The 18,089-nt window shown below is 64.3% G+C and carries 15 protein-coding genes; 6 read left to right on the top strand and 9 right to left on the bottom strand.

The window, feature by feature from the left end:
• Window positions 1–56: 56 nt before the first annotated feature.
• The 3 genes from trpS to VK98_RS19965 all read right to left on the bottom strand — a co-directional run bounded on the left by trpS (window position 57) and on the right by VK98_RS19965 (window position 2,612).
• On the bottom strand, window positions 57–1,079 hold the full coding sequence (trpS, locus tag VK98_RS19975) for a tryptophan--tRNA ligase (protein ID WP_048415703.1): 1,023 nt from the start codon (window positions 1,077–1,079) through the stop codon (window positions 57–59).
• A 224-nt stretch (window positions 1,080–1,303) separates the two neighbouring features.
• On the bottom strand, window positions 1,304–1,603 hold the full coding sequence (locus VK98_RS19970; protein ID WP_048415702.1) for a hypothetical protein: 300 nt from the start codon (window positions 1,601–1,603) through the stop codon (window positions 1,304–1,306).
• 184 nt (window positions 1,604–1,787) lie between these two features.
• The gene (locus VK98_RS19965) at window positions 1,788–2,612 is read right to left on the bottom strand and encodes a pyruvate, water dikinase regulatory protein (protein ID WP_048415701.1); all 825 of its coding nucleotides are present in this window, start codon (window positions 2,610–2,612) and stop codon (window positions 1,788–1,790) included.
• Window positions 2,613–2,934: 322 nt separating this feature from the next.
• Here VK98_RS19965 and ppsA point away from each other — a divergent pair, with 322 nt between their 5' ends.
• The 3 genes from ppsA (at window position 2,935) to VK98_RS19950 (ending at window position 6,230) form a co-directional block, all read left to right on the top strand.
• On the top strand, window positions 2,935–5,322 hold the full coding sequence (gene ppsA / locus VK98_RS19960; RefSeq protein ID WP_048415700.1) for a phosphoenolpyruvate synthase: 2,388 nt from the start codon (window positions 2,935–2,937) through the stop codon (window positions 5,320–5,322).
• A 131-nt stretch (window positions 5,323–5,453) separates the two neighbouring features.
• On the top strand, window positions 5,454–5,822 hold the full coding sequence (locus tag VK98_RS19955) for a hypothetical protein (RefSeq protein WP_048415699.1): 369 nt from the start codon (window positions 5,454–5,456) through the stop codon (window positions 5,820–5,822).
• A 60-nt stretch (window positions 5,823–5,882) separates the two neighbouring features.
• Complete coding sequence (locus VK98_RS19950; RefSeq protein WP_048415698.1) at window positions 5,883–6,230, top strand: NirD/YgiW/YdeI family stress tolerance protein; 348 nt, start codon at window positions 5,883–5,885, stop codon at window positions 6,228–6,230.
• Window positions 6,231–6,306: 76 nt separating this feature from the next.
• Here the strand turns inward: VK98_RS19950 and VK98_RS19945 are convergent, their stop codons facing one another.
• The 3 genes from VK98_RS19945 to VK98_RS19935 form a co-directional block, all read right to left on the bottom strand.
• Window positions 6,307–6,897, bottom strand: coding sequence for a thiol peroxidase (locus tag VK98_RS19945; protein ID WP_197083110.1), 591 nt, complete (start codon window positions 6,895–6,897; stop codon window positions 6,307–6,309).
• A gap of 134 nt (window positions 6,898–7,031) precedes the next feature.
• Window positions 7,032–7,805, bottom strand: coding sequence for a hypothetical protein (locus tag VK98_RS19940; protein WP_048415697.1), 774 nt, complete (start codon window positions 7,803–7,805; stop codon window positions 7,032–7,034).
• Between the two features lie 213 nt (window positions 7,806–8,018).
• Window positions 8,019–9,347, bottom strand: coding sequence for a dicarboxylate/amino acid:cation symporter (locus tag VK98_RS19935; RefSeq protein ID WP_048415696.1), 1,329 nt, complete (start codon window positions 9,345–9,347; stop codon window positions 8,019–8,021).
• A gap of 295 nt (window positions 9,348–9,642) precedes the next feature.
• Between VK98_RS19935 and VK98_RS19930 the strand changes: the two genes are divergently transcribed.
• On the top strand, window positions 9,643–10,368 hold the full coding sequence (locus VK98_RS19930) for an ABC transporter substrate-binding protein (RefSeq protein ID WP_048415695.1): 726 nt from the start codon (window positions 9,643–9,645) through the stop codon (window positions 10,366–10,368).
• 28 nt (window positions 10,369–10,396) lie between these two features.
• Here VK98_RS19930 and VK98_RS19925 read toward each other — a convergent pair whose 3' ends face one another.
• The 3 genes from VK98_RS19925 to VK98_RS24505 all read right to left on the bottom strand — a co-directional run bounded on the left by VK98_RS19925 (window position 10,397) and on the right by VK98_RS24505 (window position 14,662).
• The gene (locus VK98_RS19925; protein WP_019100349.1) at window positions 10,397–10,999 is read right to left on the bottom strand and encodes a MarC family protein; all 603 of its coding nucleotides are present in this window, start codon (window positions 10,997–10,999) and stop codon (window positions 10,397–10,399) included.
• A 195-nt stretch (window positions 11,000–11,194) separates the two neighbouring features.
• On the bottom strand, window positions 11,195–11,509 hold the full coding sequence (locus VK98_RS19920) for a DUF1484 family protein (protein ID WP_048415694.1): 315 nt from the start codon (window positions 11,507–11,509) through the stop codon (window positions 11,195–11,197).
• A gap of 414 nt (window positions 11,510–11,923) precedes the next feature.
• Window positions 11,924–14,662: a class I SAM-dependent RNA methyltransferase gene (locus VK98_RS24505; RefSeq protein WP_048415693.1), complete on the bottom strand. Its 2,739-nt coding sequence runs from the start codon at window positions 14,660–14,662 to the stop codon at window positions 11,924–11,926.
• A gap of 126 nt (window positions 14,663–14,788) precedes the next feature.
• Here VK98_RS24505 and mutY point away from each other — a divergent pair, with 126 nt between their 5' ends.
• Together mutY and VK98_RS19905 are read left to right on the top strand one after the other, a co-directional pair.
• Window positions 14,789–15,829 carry an A/G-specific adenine glycosylase gene (gene mutY / locus VK98_RS19910; protein WP_048415718.1) on the top strand — a complete coding sequence of 347 codons (1,041 nt, stop codon included), beginning with the start codon at window positions 14,789–14,791 and terminating at the stop codon, window positions 15,827–15,829.
• 40 nt (window positions 15,830–15,869) lie between these two features.
• Window positions 15,870–18,074 (top strand): bifunctional (p)ppGpp synthetase/guanosine-3',5'-bis(diphosphate) 3'-pyrophosphohydrolase, encoded by a 2,205-nt coding sequence (locus VK98_RS19905; protein ID WP_048415692.1) that lies wholly within the window; start codon window positions 15,870–15,872, stop codon window positions 18,072–18,074.
• Window positions 18,075–18,089: the final 15 nt, after the last annotated feature.

Below are 18,089 nucleotides of genomic sequence, written 5' to 3'. Positions count from 1 at the left end.
TTTCTCAGCGGTTTTCGCCTTGTCTCGCCTTAGCTCGCGAGATCGTAAACACGTTCTTAGTAGTAGTTCAAGCCCATCGCCGCCTTAACCTCGGCCAGCGTGGCGGCCGCCACTTCGCGCGCGCGCTGGGTGCCGGTCTTCAGCATCGCCATCACCGCCGCCGGATCGCGCGCGTACTGCTCGCGGCGGGCGCGGATCGGCTCCAGCAGGGTCTGCAGGCATTCTTCCAACTGCTTCTTGATCACGGTGTCGCCCAGGCCGCCGCGGCGATAATGTTCCTTCCATTCCACCACCTGCTCAGGGTCGGAATGGAACACGTCCAGATAGGTGAACACCACATTGCCTTCCACCTGGCCCGGATCGGCCACGCGCAGGTGATTGGGGTCGGTGTACATCATCTTCACCGCCTGGCGGATCTCGTCCGGCGTGGCCGACAGAGTGATGGTGTTGCCCAGCGATTTGGACATCTTGGCCTTGCCGTCGATGCCGGGCAGGCGGGAGCCGTGCTCCGGCACCACCGCGCGCGTTTCCACCAGCACCGGCTGATCCACGCTGGCGTTGAAGCGGCGCACGATCTCATTGGTCTGCTCGATCATCGGGATCTGGTCTTCGCCCACCGGCACGATGCTGGCCTTGAAGGCGGTGATGTCGGCGGCCTGGGCGGCGGGATAAGTGAGGAAGCCGGCGGGGATGTCGCGCTCATAGCCGCGCTGCTTGATTTCATCCTTGATGGTGGGGTTGCGCTCCAGGCGCGCCACGGTGACCAGATTGAGGTAGTAGGACGACAGCTCGGTCAGTTCCGGCACCAGGCTTTGGATGAAGATGGTGCTTTTTTCCGGGTCTATGCCCACCGCCAGATAGTCCAGCGCCACCTGCAGCACATTGTCGCGAACCTTCAGATAGTTGCCCATATTGTCGGTCAGCGCCTGGGCGTCGGCCAGCAGCAGAAACTGGCGGCAGCGATCCTGCAGGATCACGCGGTTGCGCAGCGAACCGACATAGTGGCCCAGATGCAATTGCCCGGTGGTGCGGTCGCCAGTCAGGATGATGTCTTTGGCTGTGATGCTATCCAGATTCATAACAGTGGTCTCCAGTAAGCTTGAGCTTGTTGGAAACTGCCGATCTGGGGAGGGGGACTGCTGGAAACCCTATGCCGCCGTATCGGCAGCTTCCGGGTTTTGGGTATGCAAACGCCGGCGCCGCCTTAGTTCAGGCGCCACCACCAAGAAAAGGATGCGAATGCGGTTGCGTAGTTCATGGGCTTTATCAGAGCACGGCGGGCAAAGCAGCGTCAAGCGTCTTTTCAGGCCAGGACGTGCAGCAGGCTGCCGGCCGGCGGCATCAGGTCTTCGGCGTAAGGCGAGGCGTTCTTGCTCGCGGCCGCGTTCCGGGCTTGGCGCAACAGCCGTTCGAAAGACTCGCCCTTCGGCGCGGAATCCCCGCTGGGCGCGCTGGACGGCGGATGGGGAGCGGCGAATTCCGCCATTTCCTTGCGCGGGTCGCTGGCGGCGGCGCGGCTGTCGGTCTTGGCGGCGACCGCGCCCACTTCCTTCAGCGGCGAGACGGCGGAGCGGGCCAGGGCGGCGATGGAGACGATGTGCATCGGTGGATCCGGGCATGGGAATCAAGATGCCTGTTGGAGAGCGCGCGCTTGCTATATGTTCCAATCTTAATTGTGAAAAAGTGATAAGAAACAAAGTGCTATCTGGATATTGGCAGGCGACTGCCCAGCGCAAGGGCATGAAAAAAGCCGGGCGGGCCCGGCTGGCTTCATTGCGACAGCGCGTTCAGAAGCGCCGACCCAGCGCCGCCTTGTGCATGATGGTGGAGGCGATTTCCTCGATGGACTTGTGGGTGGTGCTGATGAAGGGCACGCCGTGGTGGCGGAACATGGACTCGGCCTCGTTCACCTCGCGGCGGCAGTTGTCCATGCTGGCGTATTTGGAGTCCGGCCGGCGTTCGGAGCGGATGTGGTGCAAGCGCGCCGGATCGATGGTCAGGCCGAAGATCTTGTCCTTGAACGGCAGCAGCAGCTTGGGCAGCGTCGGGCTGCCCAGGTCTTCCGGCGTCAGCGGGTAGTTGGCGGCGCGGATGCCGTATTGCAGCGCCAGATACAGGCAGGTCGGCGTCTTGCCGGAGCGGGACACGCCCACCAGGATCACGTCCGCCTCGTGCAGGTCCTTCAATTTGACGCCGTCGTCGTGGTTCAGCGAGAAGTTGACCGCCTCGATGCGGTGATCGTACTTCTCCTCGTTGACCATGCCGTGGGCCTTGCCCACGCTCAGCGAGGCGCGCTGGCCGATTTCCTGCTCCAGCTGGCCGATGAAGGTGTCGAAGAAATCTATCATCACCGCGTTCTCAACCTGCAGCGCGCTGCGCACGTCCGGGTTGATGATGCTGGTGAACACCAGCGGCTTCAGGTGATCGGTTTCCGACACCTGGCGGATGACCTCGGCCAAGGCCTGAGCTTTTTCCACGGTATCGACGAAGGGAATGGTCTCGCGCTTGAATTCCACGGTGTCGAACTGGGTCAGCAGGGTGTGGCCCAGCGATTCGGCGGTGATGCCGGTGCGGTCGGAAACGAAGAAGGCGGAGCGGAGATGGTGGGGCATGCAAACACCTGTATTGCGAGTGAACGAGGCCGGAACCGCGCCTGCCGCGCTGTTGCGGCGCGCCCGGGGTTCAAGGGATTCTATACTCTGAAAGGCCGCGACGAAACCCGCCGCGGGCGCCGGCCAAGCATGTAGTGCGTAAATTACACGGTTTTGACAATCATTTTCATCAGGAATGTCTGTCAACTTATTGATTCTGTTGCAATGCTTGTCCTTGTCGAGCCGAAAACCCGTGTTGCGGTGCAAAAGACGCTACGCATCTGGCACGTAATTCGGCTAGAATGCGGCCCTATCGTCCCAATCCAACACAGGAAGTGAAGTGATGGCTGAGAACTACGTCATCTGGTTCGAGAAACTGCGCATGACCGATGTGGAGCAGGTAGGCGGCAAGAACGCCTCCCTTGGTGAAATGATCAGCCAGCTGGCCGGCTCCGGGGTTCGCGTCCCGGGCGGCTTCGCCACCACAGCGCAGGCTTACCGGGATTTTCTGCAGCACAACGGCCTGGCCGACAAGATCAGCGCCGCGCTGGCCAAGCTGGACATCGACGATGTCAGCGAACTGGCCCGGATCGGCAAGGAAATTCGGCAATGGATCATCGATACCCCGTTCCCCGCCAAGCTTGACGCCGATATCAAAGAGGCCTGGGATCAGATGGTGGCCGATGCCGGCGGCGCCGACATCTCCGTTGCAGTCCGTTCCTCCGCCACCGCCGAAGACCTCCCCGACGCCTCGTTCGCAGGCCAGCAAGAAACCTTCCTGAATATCCGCGGCCTTGACAACGTCAAGGATGCGATGAAACACGTTTTCGCCTCCCTCTACAACGACCGCGCCATTTCCTACCGCGTGCACAAAGGCTTTGAGCACGACGTGGTGGCTCTGTCCGCCGGCGTGCAGCGCATGGTGCGCTCCGACTGCGGCGCGGCCGGCGTGATGTTCACCATCGACACCGAATCCGGCTTTGACGACGTGGTGTTCATCACCGCGTCCTACGGCCTGGGCGAAACCGTGGTGCAAGGCGCGGTGAATCCCGACGAATTCTACGTGCACAAGCCGACGCTGAAAGCCGGCCGTCCGGCGGTGCTGCGCAAGACCATGGGCTCCAAGCTGATCAAGATGGAGTTCACCGACGCTTCGCAAGCCGGCCGCTCGGTCAAGACCGTGGACGTGTCCCCGGCGGAGCGCCAGCAATTCTCCATCAGCGACGCCGAAGTGGCCGAACTGGCCGAATACGCGCTGATCATCGAGAAGCACTACGGCCGTCCGATGGACATCGAATGGGGCCGCGACGGCCACGACGGCAAGCTCTACATCCTGCAGGCCCGTCCGGAAACGGTGAAGTCGCAGGAAGACCGCAAGGACACGCTGCGCCGCTACCGTCTGAACAGCAAATCGCAAGTGCTGTGCGAAGGCCGCGCCATCGGTCAGAAGATCGGCCAGGGCGTGGTGCGCACCATCAAGGACGCGTCCGAGATGGACCGCGTCAAGCCGGGCGACGTGCTGGTGACCGACATGACCGACCCGGATTGGGAACCGGTGATGAAACGCGCCGCCGCCATCGTCACCAACCGCGGCGGCCGCACCTGCCACGCGGCCATCATCGCGCGCGAGCTGGGCATTCCGGCCGTGGTGGGTTGCGGCGACGCCACCCAGGTGCTGTCCGAAGGCATGCAGGTGACCGTGTCCTGCGCCGAAGGCGACACCGGCAACATCTACGACGGCCTGCTGGACGTGGAAGTGATCGACCTGGAACTGGACAAGATGCCCAAGGCCCCGGTCAAGATCATGATGAACGTCGGCAACCCGGAACTGGCTTTCGACTTCGCGCAGCTGCCTAACGAGGGCGTGGGCCTGGCGCGGATGGAGTTCGTGATCAACCGTCAGATCGGCATCCACCCGAAAGCGCTGCTGGAATTCGACAAGCTGCCGGCGGATCTGAAAGCCACCATCAGCGACCGCATCGCCGGCTACGCCAGCCCGGTGGACTTCTACGTCGACAAGATCGCCGAAGGCGTGTCCACTCTGGCCGCCGCCTTCTATCCGAAAAAGGTCATCGTGCGCATGTCCGACTTCAAGTCGAACGAGTACGCCAACCTGATCGGCGGTCAGCTGTACGAGCCGCACGAAGAAAACCCGATGATCGGCTTCCGCGGCGCCGCCCGCTACGTGGCCGAATCCTTCCGCGATTGCTTTGAACTGGAATGCCGCGCCATCAAGAAAGTGCGCGACGTGATGGGTCTGACCAATGTGGAAGTGATGATTCCCTTTGTGCGCACCCTGTCCGAAGCCGAGCAAGTGGTGGAGATCCTGGCCGCCAACGGCCTCAAGCGCGGCGAAAACGGCCTGCGCCTGATCATGATGTGCGAACTGCCGACCAACGCCGTGTTGGCCGACAAGTTCCTGCAGCATTTCGACGGCTTCTCCATCGGCTCCAACGACATGACCCAGCTGACGCTGGGCGTGGACCGCGACTCCGGCGGCCCGATCGCCTCCACCTTCGACGAGCGCAACGAGGCGGTCAAGGTCATGCTGCACATGGCGATCCAGGCTTGCCGCAAGCAAGGCAAATACATCGGCATTTGCGGCCAGGGCCCGTCCGACCATCCGGACTTCGCCAAGTGGCTGGTGGAAGAGGGCATCGAAACCGTGTCCCTGAACCCGGACACCGTGGTGGAAACCTGGCTCTACCTGGCGCGCGAACTGAACAGCTGAGTTCGCTGTCTCGCCGCTTCCCGAACCGCCCGCTTGCCGGGCGGTTTTGTTTTGTCCGGCGCTTCTTGCAAGCGGGGCCGGGAATGGGGACTTATGCTGGGCAGTGTTATCACTTTTACTAGGAAACACTCATGCGACTCTCTTTTCTCCTGGTTTCCCATCAAACACTGGATGTCTTGATCCCGCGCTATTTGAACGCGCCGCAAGCCAAGGAAGCCAGTGCGCTGGCCAAGGTATTGACAGCCTGCTCCAACCAGGCCTTGGAACGCGGTTGTTACGCCAATCTTAGCGCCTTGCGCGATGCCATCGCCGCCGAGATCAAGCCGCTGTCGACGAGTTTTAGCCATAGAAACCTGAGATTGAATGCCGAGCTGCAAGTGGCGCTCAAGGGCGTAAAGCAGCGCATCGCCGGCGAGCAAGCCCACCTCCGTCAGCAGCCCAGTTATACGGCCTATTCGGACTCTGTGCGCCGTTTGCAGGGGGAGAAGGCGAGCGCTTAAGTTTGGGTTAAGCCGGCGCTGTTCTAATGGCGCTGTAAACCAACACCTAGGAGCCACCTCATGAAAGCCATCACCGTTCTGCTCGCCGCCGCCGCGCTGTCCCTGCCCTTCGCCGCCCAGGCTGAGTTCGCCGGCCCCGGCGTGCCGGCCGCCGTCACCACCGTTGCCGCCGCGCAGAAAGCCGCCGACGACACCCCGGTAACCCTGGAAGGCAAGATCGTCCGTCAGATCGACCACAAGCGCTACGAATTCCGCGACGCCACCGGCACCATGACGGTGAAGATCAGCCAGAAACGCCTGCCGGCGAAAAAGTTCGACCAGAATAGCAAGCTGCGCATCGTCGGCGAAGTGGACAAGGAACTGACCTCCACCAAGGTGGACGCCAAGCTGGTGGAAGTGCTGCCGTAAACCGCTTTCTCCTTGAAAGCAAACGGGCCCGGCGCTGCGCTAGCAGACCGGGCCCGTGTTGTATGCCTGGGCGAATTTATTGCGACGGCCCCTCGTCCTTCAACTGCTCCTCGTGCTCAAGCTCTTGCTGCGCCTCCAGCGCCTGCTCCTCGGCCTCGCGCAGCAAATGGTTGATCTTGTCGAAGTCGAACAGATCCTGGGTGTTGCGCAGCCGCTCGGCGTAATGAATGATGTTGGCGCCGTCGGCCAGCAGCAGGGCCGGCGCGGTATAGCCGCTGAGCGGATATTCGCGGATCAGCACCCCGTAATGCTTGTGGAAATCCCGGCCGCGCAGCGTGGACAGCAGGGTGACGTGGGGCAGGCCGTGCTCGCGCCGGGCGCGCGCCAGCGAAGACGGCGAGTCCACGGTGATCACCACCAGGCTGATTTGCGGCCAGCGCTCCAGAAAGCGTCGCGTTTCCTGCAGCAGGTATTGGCCGCCATGCTCGTACTCGTCCAGCGACAGCAGGGTCAGAATCAGTTTGGGCACGCCGCCTAGACCCTCCAGCGCCACGTCCTGCTTGCCGTCGCCCACCAGCATGAAGCTGGGCAGGTATGCGCCCACCTCCGGGAAGTCCCCCTCCACCGGCAACAGTTCATCGCCGTATTGCAACATGAAGTCGCTCATTCTCGTCTCCCTATGCCCATTCTTCTATCGTGGACCACGCGGCGGCAAAAGCAAGCCGCCGCTGTGCCGTGAGCATAAAAAAAGCCTGCGTTGACGCAGGCTCTAAGGGCTGTGAAAACAAAAGCTTAGGTGTATTACAGATCCTTGCGCATGATCACCAGGTCCTGCCACACTCGGCTGCCGTCGTCGCCGGTCCGGTGCCGCAACAGGGGCACGATGGTGTGGATGACGCGAAAACCCTGGCGCTCGTAGAAACGGCCGGCGGTCTGGGTGCCGAGGTTGACGCGGGCGACGCCCTGTTCGCTCAGGTAGCGCCAGACGGCGGCGGCCACTTGGCTGCCGGTGCCCGCGGGCGCGTCGCCGCGGGCGACCACGGTGGCGATATAGGCGCAACGCTCGCCGTTTTGCTCCGATACCGATCCGGACATGCCGGCCAGCAGTTCGCCTGCTTCGTCTTCCAGCTTGAACACGAAGCTGGGCTGGATTTTCTCGTCCATCTCGTTGACCGCTTCCAGGTAGAAGACGCCGACGCCGTCGTCACGCCATTCGCGCGCGTAGCCGCGCGTGTTGTCGGGGCCCGCCGGCATGTCGATGATTTCTTCCCGATAGCCGGCCGCCGTCAGCGGGCCGCCCAGCGCATCGCCATAGGTGGTGAGGACGACGACGCGCGCGAACGGACGCCCGCGGGAGGCTTCGGCCGCGCGGATGCGCGCGCCCAGATAGGCCGCGGGGCTGTCCAGAAGCTCGCTCAGCGCTTCCGGATATTCGACGGTGATGTCGGGATTGAAGCCGAACTCGCGCTCCCGTTCGATCAGAAGGGCGAACAGCGCCTGTTGCTCGTCGCGCAAGCGCTGTTGCGAGGCGGAGCTGCGGTCGAGAAGAGTCGAGGTGAAAGAGGTGTTGGGCATGGGGACGCAATCCTGCGAGAGAGTAAAGAACAATACGCCCTTCCTCTACGATTCCGGGCGCGGGAGCGGGAATTCTAGCACGGGGGCGGCGGAGGAGGAGAGGCAGGGGGCCGTCTTCCCGTCATGCAATGAAAAATACCCCTCGAAAGGGGTATTCGTGTAGGCCTTGCAAGCCCGGGAAGCGGAATGCGCGTCGGCATTCCGGGGGTGGGATCAGCGCGCCTGCATCGCCGGTTCCGGCGCGATGTCCGGCTGGGCGCCGGTTTCGGCCGGCAGCACCGGTTCGCCCGCCAGCACGCGACGCATGCGCTCTTCGTCCAGCGCCTGCTCCCAGCGCGCCACCACGATGGTGGCCACGCCGTTGCCGATCAGATTGGTGATCGCGCGGGCTTCGGACATGAAGCGGTCGATGCCGATCAGCAGCGCCAGGCCGGACACCGGCAGCTTGCCGCCCAGCGTCGCCAGCGTGGCGGCCAGGGTGATGAAGCCGCCGCCGGTCACCGCCGCCGCGCCCTTGGACGTCAGCAGCAGCACGCCCAGCAGGCCCAGCTCCTCCGCCAGCGTCAGGTCCACATTGGTGGCCTGGGCGATGAAGATGGCGGCCATGGTCAGATAGATGGAGGTGCCGTCCAGGTTGAAGGAGTAGCCGGTGGGAATCACCATGCCCACCACCGGTTTGGAGCAGCCCAGGTTTTCCAGCTTCTTCATGATGCCCGGCAGCGCGGATTCGGACGAGGACGTGCCCAGCACCAGCAGCAGCTCTTCCTTGATGTAGACCAGGAAGCGCCACAGGCTGAAGCCGTTGAGCTTGGCGATGGTGCCCAGCACTACGAAGACGAAGGCGAAACAGGTCAGGTAGACGCAGAGCATCAGGAAGCCCAACTGCTTGAGCGAGCCGACGCCGTATTTGCCTATGGTGAAGGCCATCGCGCCGAAGGCGCCGATGGGAGCCAGCTTCATCAGCATATTGATCACGCCGAACAAAGCATGGGAGAACTCGTCCAGGATGTGGACGATGGTCTTGCCGTTGTCGCCCATCTTGGTCAAGGCCAGGCCCAGCAGCACCGAGAAGGTCAGCACCTGCAGGATTTCACCGTTGGCGAAAGCGCCCACCACCGTGTCCGGGATGATGTGCATCAGGAAATCGATGCTGCTCATCTCCTTGGCGTTGGCCGCGTACTTGGCCACCGAATGCGCGTCCAGCGTGCTGGGGTCCACATTGAGGCCGGCGCCCGGCTTGAGCACGTTCACCACCACCAGACCGATCACCAGCGCCAGCGTGGTGACGGCTTCGAAGTAGAACAGCGCCTTGACGCCCACGCGGCCCACTTCCTTCATATCGCCCATCTTGGCGATGCCCACCACCACGGTGGCGAAGATGATGGGAGCGATCATCATCTTGATCAGTTTGATGAAGGCGTCGCCCAGCGGCTTCATCTTCGCGCCCAGGTCGGGAACGAAGGCGCCGAGCATCACGCCGAGGAAAATGGCCAGCAGCACCTGGAAATACAGGCGCTGGTAAAGAGGGGTTTTGGTTTGCATCGTGATCCCTGTGGCGTTGTCCGCTCCAGCCGCGCCTCCCGGAAAGCCGGGCGGGCCGAAGTCGTTTATGCGATCGAAAGGCAGGCTCTTATTGGCCCATGAGGCGGGATGCTAGCAAGAGGAGGCGCGGCGACGAATTGCCGATATCCCTATGCGGGATAACCCCAACACGAACCAAATCGCCTCTGTCGCCGTTGCGGCGCGGCGGTTTGGGCGGATGTCCGCGCCGCATCCGGGCCGCCAGCTTCTATGCTTGGAAGACGCATCGTCGGAATCGCGCGGGAGGCTTGCCGCCATGAAGTCAGCATTTGTTCACGTCGCCCTGCTGTTGGGCGCGCTCTCCGTCGGTGTCCGGGCGGAGTCGACATCGCCCCGCCTCCGTTTGCTGACCGAGGATTATCCGCCGTTCAACATCGCGCTGGAGGAGGGCAAGATCGGCGGCCTGTCCACCGACATCCTGCGCGAACTGTTCCAGCGCGCCGGCATTCCGTACAGCATGGAACTGCTGCCCTGGCTGCGCGCCTACGCCATCGCGCAGCAGGAGAGCAATAGCTGCGTTTACTCGACCTCGCGTACGCAGAGCCGGGAAAGTCAGTTCAAATGGGTGGGGCCCCTGGTCAGCAATTCCTGGAGCCTGTTCGCCGGCCCCCACAGCCCGGCCGGCGTGGCTACGCTGGAGGACGCGCGCGGCTACACCATAGGCAGCTACAAAGGCTCGGGCATGTCGCAGTATCTGGCCGATCTGGGCTTCAAACTGGACCTGGCGAGAGCGGACGATTTGAACGCCAAGAAGCTGGTGGCCGGCCATATCGATTTCTGGGCCAGCGGCGAGTTCAGCGGCGCTTATATCGCCGCCGCCAACCGTCTGCCCGTCCGCCTGCTGTTCAGCTTCAACACGGTGCAGATGTATCTGGCCTGCAATCCGGGGCTGGATGAGCGCATCGTGCAGAAACTCAACAAGACGCTAAGCAATATGCAGCGCGACGGCGTGGTGGACGCGCTGCGCAAGCATTACCGCTAGCCCGGGGCCATGCGGACGAGCGCGCCGCTCAATGGAATTGCTTGATGTAGGACGCCACGCCGCCCAACAGCATCTCGATCGAGATCGCCGTCAGCACCAGGCCCATCAGCCGCTCCAGCGCGGTGATCGCCTGCTCGCCCAGCAGTTTCTGCAGCTTGCCGGAAAACAGGAACACCAGCAGCGTCACCAGCATGCAGATAGTCAAGGCGCCCAGCCATTCCAGCATCCGCTCCGGCTCGCGGGTGGACATCAGCAACACGGTGGCCATCGCCGACGGGCCGGCGATCAAGGGCACGGCAATCGGCACGATGAAGGGCTCGCCGTGCATCTTGTCGCCGCCGAACACGCTGCCCTCGCCGGGGAAGATCATCTTGATGGCGATCAGGAACAGGATCACGCCGCCGGCCACCCGCATCGAATCATCGGTCAGATGCATCAGGTCCAGGAAGTTGCGGCCAAAGAACATGAAGGCGGACAGCACCAGGAAGGCGATCAGGCATTCGCGGTACACCACGCGCCGGCGGCGCTCCGGCTTGACCTGCTTGAGCGCGGCGATGAATAGCGGAATATTGCCCAGAGGATCGGTGATCAGGATCAGCAGGACGGTGGCGGACAGGAAAGAGGTTTGCATGGTGTGTGCTTGCAGCGTTGTAGGGTAACGATGGCGCGCAGGCCTTGTGGCTAAGGCTCTGGTTTTTAAGCGCGCGTCCGGGCGGGATTATCTCATGGAGATGCCGAATGGGTTAGTCCGGATTGCGACGGTTTTATTCGTTTGGCCTGCTTCTCAGTCCTGCCCGCCAGACCGGGCCGGTGGGCGTGGACGAGCTCAGCTCAGTTCCTGCAACTGCCGATAGCTTTGCTGCAAGCGGCGGGTGAAGGGTTCGAGCAGGCAATACGCCTGCTCTCGGTCCAGATGCTCGATCTCGGACTGATCCAGCAGCGTCAGCAGCCCGGCCAGCGCGCTGCTGATCTGGCCCAGCTCCAGCGAGGCGGCGTGACAGCTGTCGTGGAGGTATTGGCTGCAATGCGTCAGCCGTTTCCATTCGGATTCGAGAATGGGCGGCGCGTCTTGGCGCAGGCACTGCGCGCGCAGTTGCTGGATCAGGCGGTCTAGTTCAATGAAGCTGGGGATGGGGTTCATGGCTGCGCCTCCTGAACCGGGGCGCGGGCTGGCGTGTCGCAGGGCGGGGGATAGCTGAACAAGGGTAGAACCAACATGGGGAACGCTCCTTTTTCGTGGTTCGCCTGCGGGCCCGCTCTCAAACGGGCTGACAGGCGCGTGACGAGGTTGAGAGACCGGGGAAAAAGGAAGCCGGTAGGCCGTAAAGGCCTCCCCGCCACGGCCCGCCGGATGGCGAAGCAATAGCGTTCTGGACGCGACTGCATACGCAGTGGCATCCCCTTTTTCCCTTTATATGGGCTCTCACACCCAGCGCCGTTAAGTGAAACGGCACGCGGCGATTGTTGCCGAAGGGGATGGCGGGGTCAAGCGGGGAGGGGTGTACCATAAAAAACGGCGAGCCATGGCTCGCCGTTTTGCTGTCCGCGCGCGGAGTTATTCCGCGGCGTGATCGTCCTGCTCGATGGCTTCAGCCTGCTCGCCCGGTTTTTCCTTGCGGGCGCTGCCTTCCACCATATTGATGACGAACAGCCGGCATTGCAGCGAGCCGTTGTACAGCGGGGTGCGGCGCTTGGGCGACAGGTGGATCAGCTTGGCCAGGCGCAGGTCGCCGCTGAACAGATTGGCGTGCCAGCCGGCGAAGTGGGCTTTCAGCCAGTCGCCCAGCAGCGGATACCATTCGGCCAGCTGGTCCAGTTCGTCCATGCGCACGCCGTAGGGCGGGTTGGCCACCAGGATGCCGTTTTCGCCGTTGGGGCGGGCGTCCAGCACGTCCATCGCCTTCAGTTCCACCAGGCCGGAGAGGCCGGCGCGTTCCAGGTTGTCCTTGGCGACGTTGATGATGGACTGATCGCGGTCGGAGCCGTTGATCGTCAGCTTGGTCAGCGGCTTCTCGGCGTGTTGAGCGTCCAGCAGCAGTTTTTCCCAGCTGGCGGAATCGAAGCCGCGCAGTTTCTGGAAGGCGAATTTGCGTTGGCGACCCGGCGCGCGGTTGAGCGCGATGTCGGCGGCTTCCACCAGGAAGGTGCCGCTGCCGCACATCGGGTCCAGCAGCGGCTGGCTGCCGTTGTAGCCGGTCAGCATCAGGATGCCGGCGGCCAGGTTTTCACGCAGCGGCGCGTCGCCGGTTTCCTGGCGCCAGCCGCGCTTGAACAGCGGTTCTCCACTGGTGTCCAGGTAGATGGTGGCGCTGTCTTCGGTCAGGAACACGTGGACGCGCACGTCCGGGTGGCGGGTGTCGACATTGGGACGGCCCAGCTGCGCCTGGCGGAAGCGGTCGCAGATGGCGTCTTTCACTTTCAGCGAGATGAAGTCCAGGCTCTTGAAGTGGCAGCGGATGGCGTCGGTCTTCAGCTTGATGCTGTTGGACACGTCGAACCAGCGCGGCCAGTCCACGTTCATCGCCAGGCGGTAGATGTCCTGTTCGTTGCGGTAGCCGCCCTGGGCCAGTTGCAGCAGCACGCGGCTGGCGGTGCGGCTGTGCAGGTTGGCCGCCATCAGCAGGTCGCGGTCGCCGGCGAAGGCCACGCCGCCGTCGGCGGTGGCGATGTCGCGCGCGCCCAGGCCGCGCAATTCGTCGGCCAGGATGGCTTCCAGGCCGCGCGGGCAGGGGGCGAACAGAGACAGTACGCTGTCGCGCACCTGGGTCAGGCTGGGGGCCTGACGTTCGGACGGCGCGTGGCGCGGCGCTTCGGCGTGGCGGTGTTCGCCGCGGGTTTCCACGCGGTGCTGGTCGCCCAGCGGCTTCAGGCCGCCGGCGTTCGGCTTGCCGAACAGCTGGCGGGCGTCGCCTTCGCGGCGCTCGTGGCGCGGGCGTTCTTCCTGTTGCCAGCTTTGGCGCGGCGCGCGTTCGGCGTCGTCGCGGCGCTGGTCGTTGTCGCGATAGGACGGCTTGCTGAACAGCTTGCGCGTGCCGCCTTCGTTGCGCGCGGCCGCTTCGCCTTGCGGGCGCTCCTGGCGCGGAGCGGGTTCGGCGTCGTCGCGGCGGCTACGGTTGTCGCGTTCGGCGGATTTGCCGAACAGTTTGCGCGGACCGCCCTCGTCGCGTTCAGCCGGCTCGTTTTGCTGCCACGGCTTGCGCGGCGCTTGCTCGGCGTCGTCGCGGCGGAAACGGTTGTCGCGGTCGCCGTGCTGGCGTTCCTGCCACGGCTTGCGCGGCGCTTGTTCGGCGTCGTCGCGGCGGAAGCGGTTGTCGCGGTCGCCGTGCTGGCGTTCTTGCCACGGCTTGCGCGGCGCTTGCTCGGCGTCGTCGCGACGGAAGCGGTTGTCGCGGTCGTCGTGCTGGCGCTCCTGCCACGGTTTGCGCGGCGCTTGCTCGGCGTCGTCGCGGCGGAAGTGGTTGTCGTGCTTGGCGGATTTGCCGAACAGTTTGCGCGGGCCGTCGTCGCGCGGCTCGCTGTGCTGGCGTTCCTGCCACGGCTTGCGCGGCGCCTGTTCGGCGTCGTCGCGGCGGAAGCGCTGTTCGCGGTCGGCGGACGGATTGAACGGTTTGCGCGGCTGGTCCACGTGGCGTTCGTCGTCGCGCTGCTGCCAGCGCGGCTTGCCCTGCGGCGCGCGGGTTTCGTCGCCGCGCTCCAGATGCAGCGGTTTGCGGCCGGACGGACCGCGATCGCGGCTATAGGGCTTGCGTTCCGTTTCCACGTCCGCGGCGGCGTTCAGCGGCTTGCGGCCGGACGGGCCGCGGTCGCGGCTGTAGTCGCGCGGCTCGCGGTCTTCGCGGTGATGGAAGGGCTTCTTGGGACCGCTGCCTTGCGGGCGCTCTTCGCCGTCGCGGGCGAAGCTGCGCGGCTGCCAGTTGTTGCCGCGCTCTTTATTGAAGCTGTCCTGGCCTTCGTTGCGCTCAAAGCGCTGCTGGCCTTGCGGCCGGCGGTCGTTGCCATAGGGCTTGTCGCGCCCGGCTTGTTGGTCGCGTCCTTGATAAGGGCCGCGCTTGCCGCCGTCGCGCGGGCCTTGTCCCTGTCCTGGGCCGCGGTCTTGCCAATTGGGCTTGGCGTTGCCTGGACGCGGGCCGGAATAGGGCGCGCGCGGCGCGGAGTCGGCCGAAGGCGCTTTCTTCTGGATCACGGGGCTTTTGCCGGCCGGGCTGTCTCCGCCTGCCGGCGAACTGGCCTCATTGTCGCGGCTATTGAATTCGCGGCGCATATTGGCACGCTGGCGGGAACGGAAACTGGACATGGAACTTCCTTGAGTAAGCAGACTTTTAAGCAATTCTTTGATTTTAACTTATTTGTCCGGAGGCTGCTTGGTGACAGCGAGGCTTTCCGCTACCATATCCGGTTCGATTCAAGATGATAGACGATGCTGCACAGCTCCTTCGCCGCGCGCCTGACCGCCTGGCAAAAAACGCATGGACGCCATGATCTGCCGTGGCAGGTCAGCGACCCGTACCGGATCTGGCTGTCCGAGATCATGCTGCAACAGACCCAGGTCAAAAGCGTGCTGGACTACTACCCGCGCTTTCTCGCCCGCTTTCCGGACGTGGCCGCCCTGGCCGCCGCGCCGCAGGAGGACGTGCTGGCCTTGTGGAGCGGCCTGGGCTATTACAGCCGGGCGCGCAATCTGCACAAGGCGGCGCAGATGGTGATGACCGAGTTTGGCGGCAGCTTCCCGGCCGAGCGCCAGCAGCTGGAGCGCCTGCCCGGCGTGGGGCGCTCCACCGCCGCGGCGATTGCTTCTTTTGCCTTCGGCCGGCGGGAAACCATTCTGGACGGCAACGTCAAGCGGGTGCTGACCCGCTGCTTCGGCGTCGCCGGTTTCCCCGGCGAGCGGGCGGTGGAGCAGAGTTTGTGGCGGCTGGCCGAAGACCTGCTGCCGCGGGATGCGGCGCTGATGAGCGCCTACACTCAAGGTTTGATGGACCTGGGCGCCACGGTGTGCAGTCGCGGCAAGCCGGCCTGTACCGTCTGTCCTATGGTGGACGGCTGCGTGGCGGCGCGCGAGGGGCGCACCGGCGAGTTGCCGACGCCGCGGCCGAAGAAGACGGTGCCCACCCGCCATACGGTGATGCTGCTGGCCACCCATGGCGACAAGGTGTGGCTGCTGCGGCGGCCGCCCACCGGCATCTGGGGCGGCTTGCTGTCTTTGCCGGAGTTCGAGACCTCGACGCAGGCCGAGGACTGGCTGCAACGGACGGGGCGGGGCGACGCGTTGCCGGCCTGGCCGGAACTGGAGCATGTGTTCACGCATTACCGTTTGATCATTACGCCGCTGCCGGCGCGCCTGGACGGCTTGAACGGCGGCGCGGCGATGGAGGACAACGGCCAGTGGCTGCCGTTGGCGGAGGCGCCGGACGCCGGCGTGCCCGCGCCGGTGCGCCGGCTGTTGTTGCGCTTGGCGGAATAGCCGGGCGCTGTCGAAACAAGATTTGAGTAACTGGGTTGATATGGTTTCCGTAGTTCGTTCGATGGCTGACACCCTGGCAGACGCGGCCAATCCGCAGCGCTGGCTGGAGGGCCTGTCTTCTTCGCTGAGCGGGGAAGAGCAGGCGATGATCACTCGCGCCTTTGACGAGGCGCGCGCCCTGTACTGCGGCAAGACCATGGCCCAGACCGGCGAGGACTTGTTCAACCACGCGGTGGCCGCGGCCGCCATCGTCGCGGATCTGAACCTGTTGCCGGACGCCATCGTCGCCACCTTGATGTTCGCCGCCTCGGATTACCGCGAGGACTGGCAGGCCTGGCTCTGCGAAACCTTCAACCCCACGGTGGCGGTGCTGGTGGAGGGGGTCAACGGCGTGCGCCGCATCACCGAGCTGGCGCGCATCGACAAGCTGTCCACGCCGGAAGAGCGCGCGCGCCAGGCGGAAACCATGCGCAAGATGCTGCTGGCCATGGTGGCCGACATCCGCGTGGTGCTGATCAAGCTGGCCTGGCGCACCCAGACCATGCATTACCTGGCCGAGGTGGAGGACGAGGCGGTGCGCCGCCGCATCGCCACCGAAACGCTGGACCTGTTCGCGCCCTTGGCCAACCGCCTGGGGGTGTGGCAGATCAAGTGGGAGCTGGAGGACCTGGGCTTCCGCCATACCGAGCCGGACAGCTACAAGCGCATCGCCAAGCTGCTGGACGAGCGCCGGCTGGAGCGCATCGACTATATCGACCGCTTGCTGGACACCCTGCGCGCGGAGCTGAAGAACGCCGGCGTCAAGGCGGAAGTGGCCGGCCGGCCCAAGCACATCTTCTCCATCTGGAAGAAGATGAAGAAGAAAAAACTGGATTTCTCCGAGCTTTACGACATCCGCGCGGTGCGCATCCTGGTGGAGCGGCTGCCGGACTGCTACACGGCGCTGGGCATCATCCATGGCACCTGGCAGCCGATTCCCGGCGAGTTCGACGACTACATCTCCCACCCCAAGGCCAATAATTACCGCAGCCTGCACACCGCGGTGATTGGGCCGGAGGACAAGGCGGTGGAGGTGCAGATCCGCACCTTCGAGATGCACGAGCACGCCGAGTTCGGCGTGGCCGCGCACTGGCGCTACAAGGAAGGCGGCAAGGGCGACGCCGCCTACGAGGAGAAAATCTCCTGGCTGCGCCAATTGCTGGACTGGCGCGAGGAGATGTCGGACCGCGAGGGCCTGGCCGAGGCGTTCAAGACCGAGCTGTTCGCCGACACCATCTATGTGCTGACGCCGCAGGGCCGGGTGATGGCCTTGCCGTTTGGCGCCACCCCCATCGATTTCGCCTACTCGGTGCACACCAATCTGGGCCACCGCTGCCGCGGCGCCAAGGTGGAGGGGCAGATCGTGCCGCTGTCCACGCCGCTGCAAAACGGCCAGCGGGTGGAGATCATCACCGCCAAGGAGGGCGGGCCGTCGGTGAACTGGTTGCACGACGGCTGGGTGAAGAGCCATCGCGCCATTTCCAAGATCCGCCAGCACATCCGCCTGCTCAACGCCGACACCGTGCGCGAAACCGGCAAGATGCTGTTCGAGCGCGAGCTGGCGCGCCACAGCCATATGCAGCCCAATCTGGGCGCGCTGGCGGAGAAGCTGGGCTACGACAAGCTGGAAGAAGTCTACGGCGCGCTGGGCCACGGCGAGCTGACCACGCGCGTGGTGTCCAACGCCATCGTCAGCTTCGCGCCGCCGCCGCCGGCGGACGTGGCGCCGGAAAGCCTGGTCAAGGCCAGCAAGGGCGGCCACGACGCCGGCGGCGTGCTGATCGAGGGCGTGGACAATCTGATGACGGTGCTGGCCAAGTGCTGCAAGCCGGCGCCGCCGGACGGGGTGATGGGTTTCGTCACCAAGGGGCGCGGCATTTCCATTCACCGCACCAGTTGCCTGACGCTGAAAAAGCTGTCGGTGGAAGCGCCGGAGCGGCTGATCGCCGCGGAATGGGGCGACCAGCGCAGCAGCGTGTTCCCCATCGACATCGAAATCATCGCGATGGACCGCCCCGGCCTGCTGCGCGACCTGTCCGACGTGCTGTCGCGCGAGAAGCTGAACCTGATCGGCGTCAACACCCTGTCGCGCGACACCCGCGCCCGCATGCGCTTCACCGTGGAGGTGCGCCAGGTGCAGGACATCAGCCGGGTGCTGTCGCGGATGATGGAGTTGAGTGGGGTGCAGGAGGCGCGGCGTTTATAGCGTGCCGCGGCCGAG

Origin of the sequence: Chromobacterium sp. LK11, assembly GCF_001043705.1 — a bacterium.
Lineage (GTDB): Bacteria > Pseudomonadota > Gammaproteobacteria > Burkholderiales > Chromobacteriaceae > Chromobacterium > Chromobacterium alkanivorans.
The sequence above is the reverse complement of the archived record's forward strand: the minus strand, read 5'-3'. Positions and strand labels throughout refer to the sequence as shown.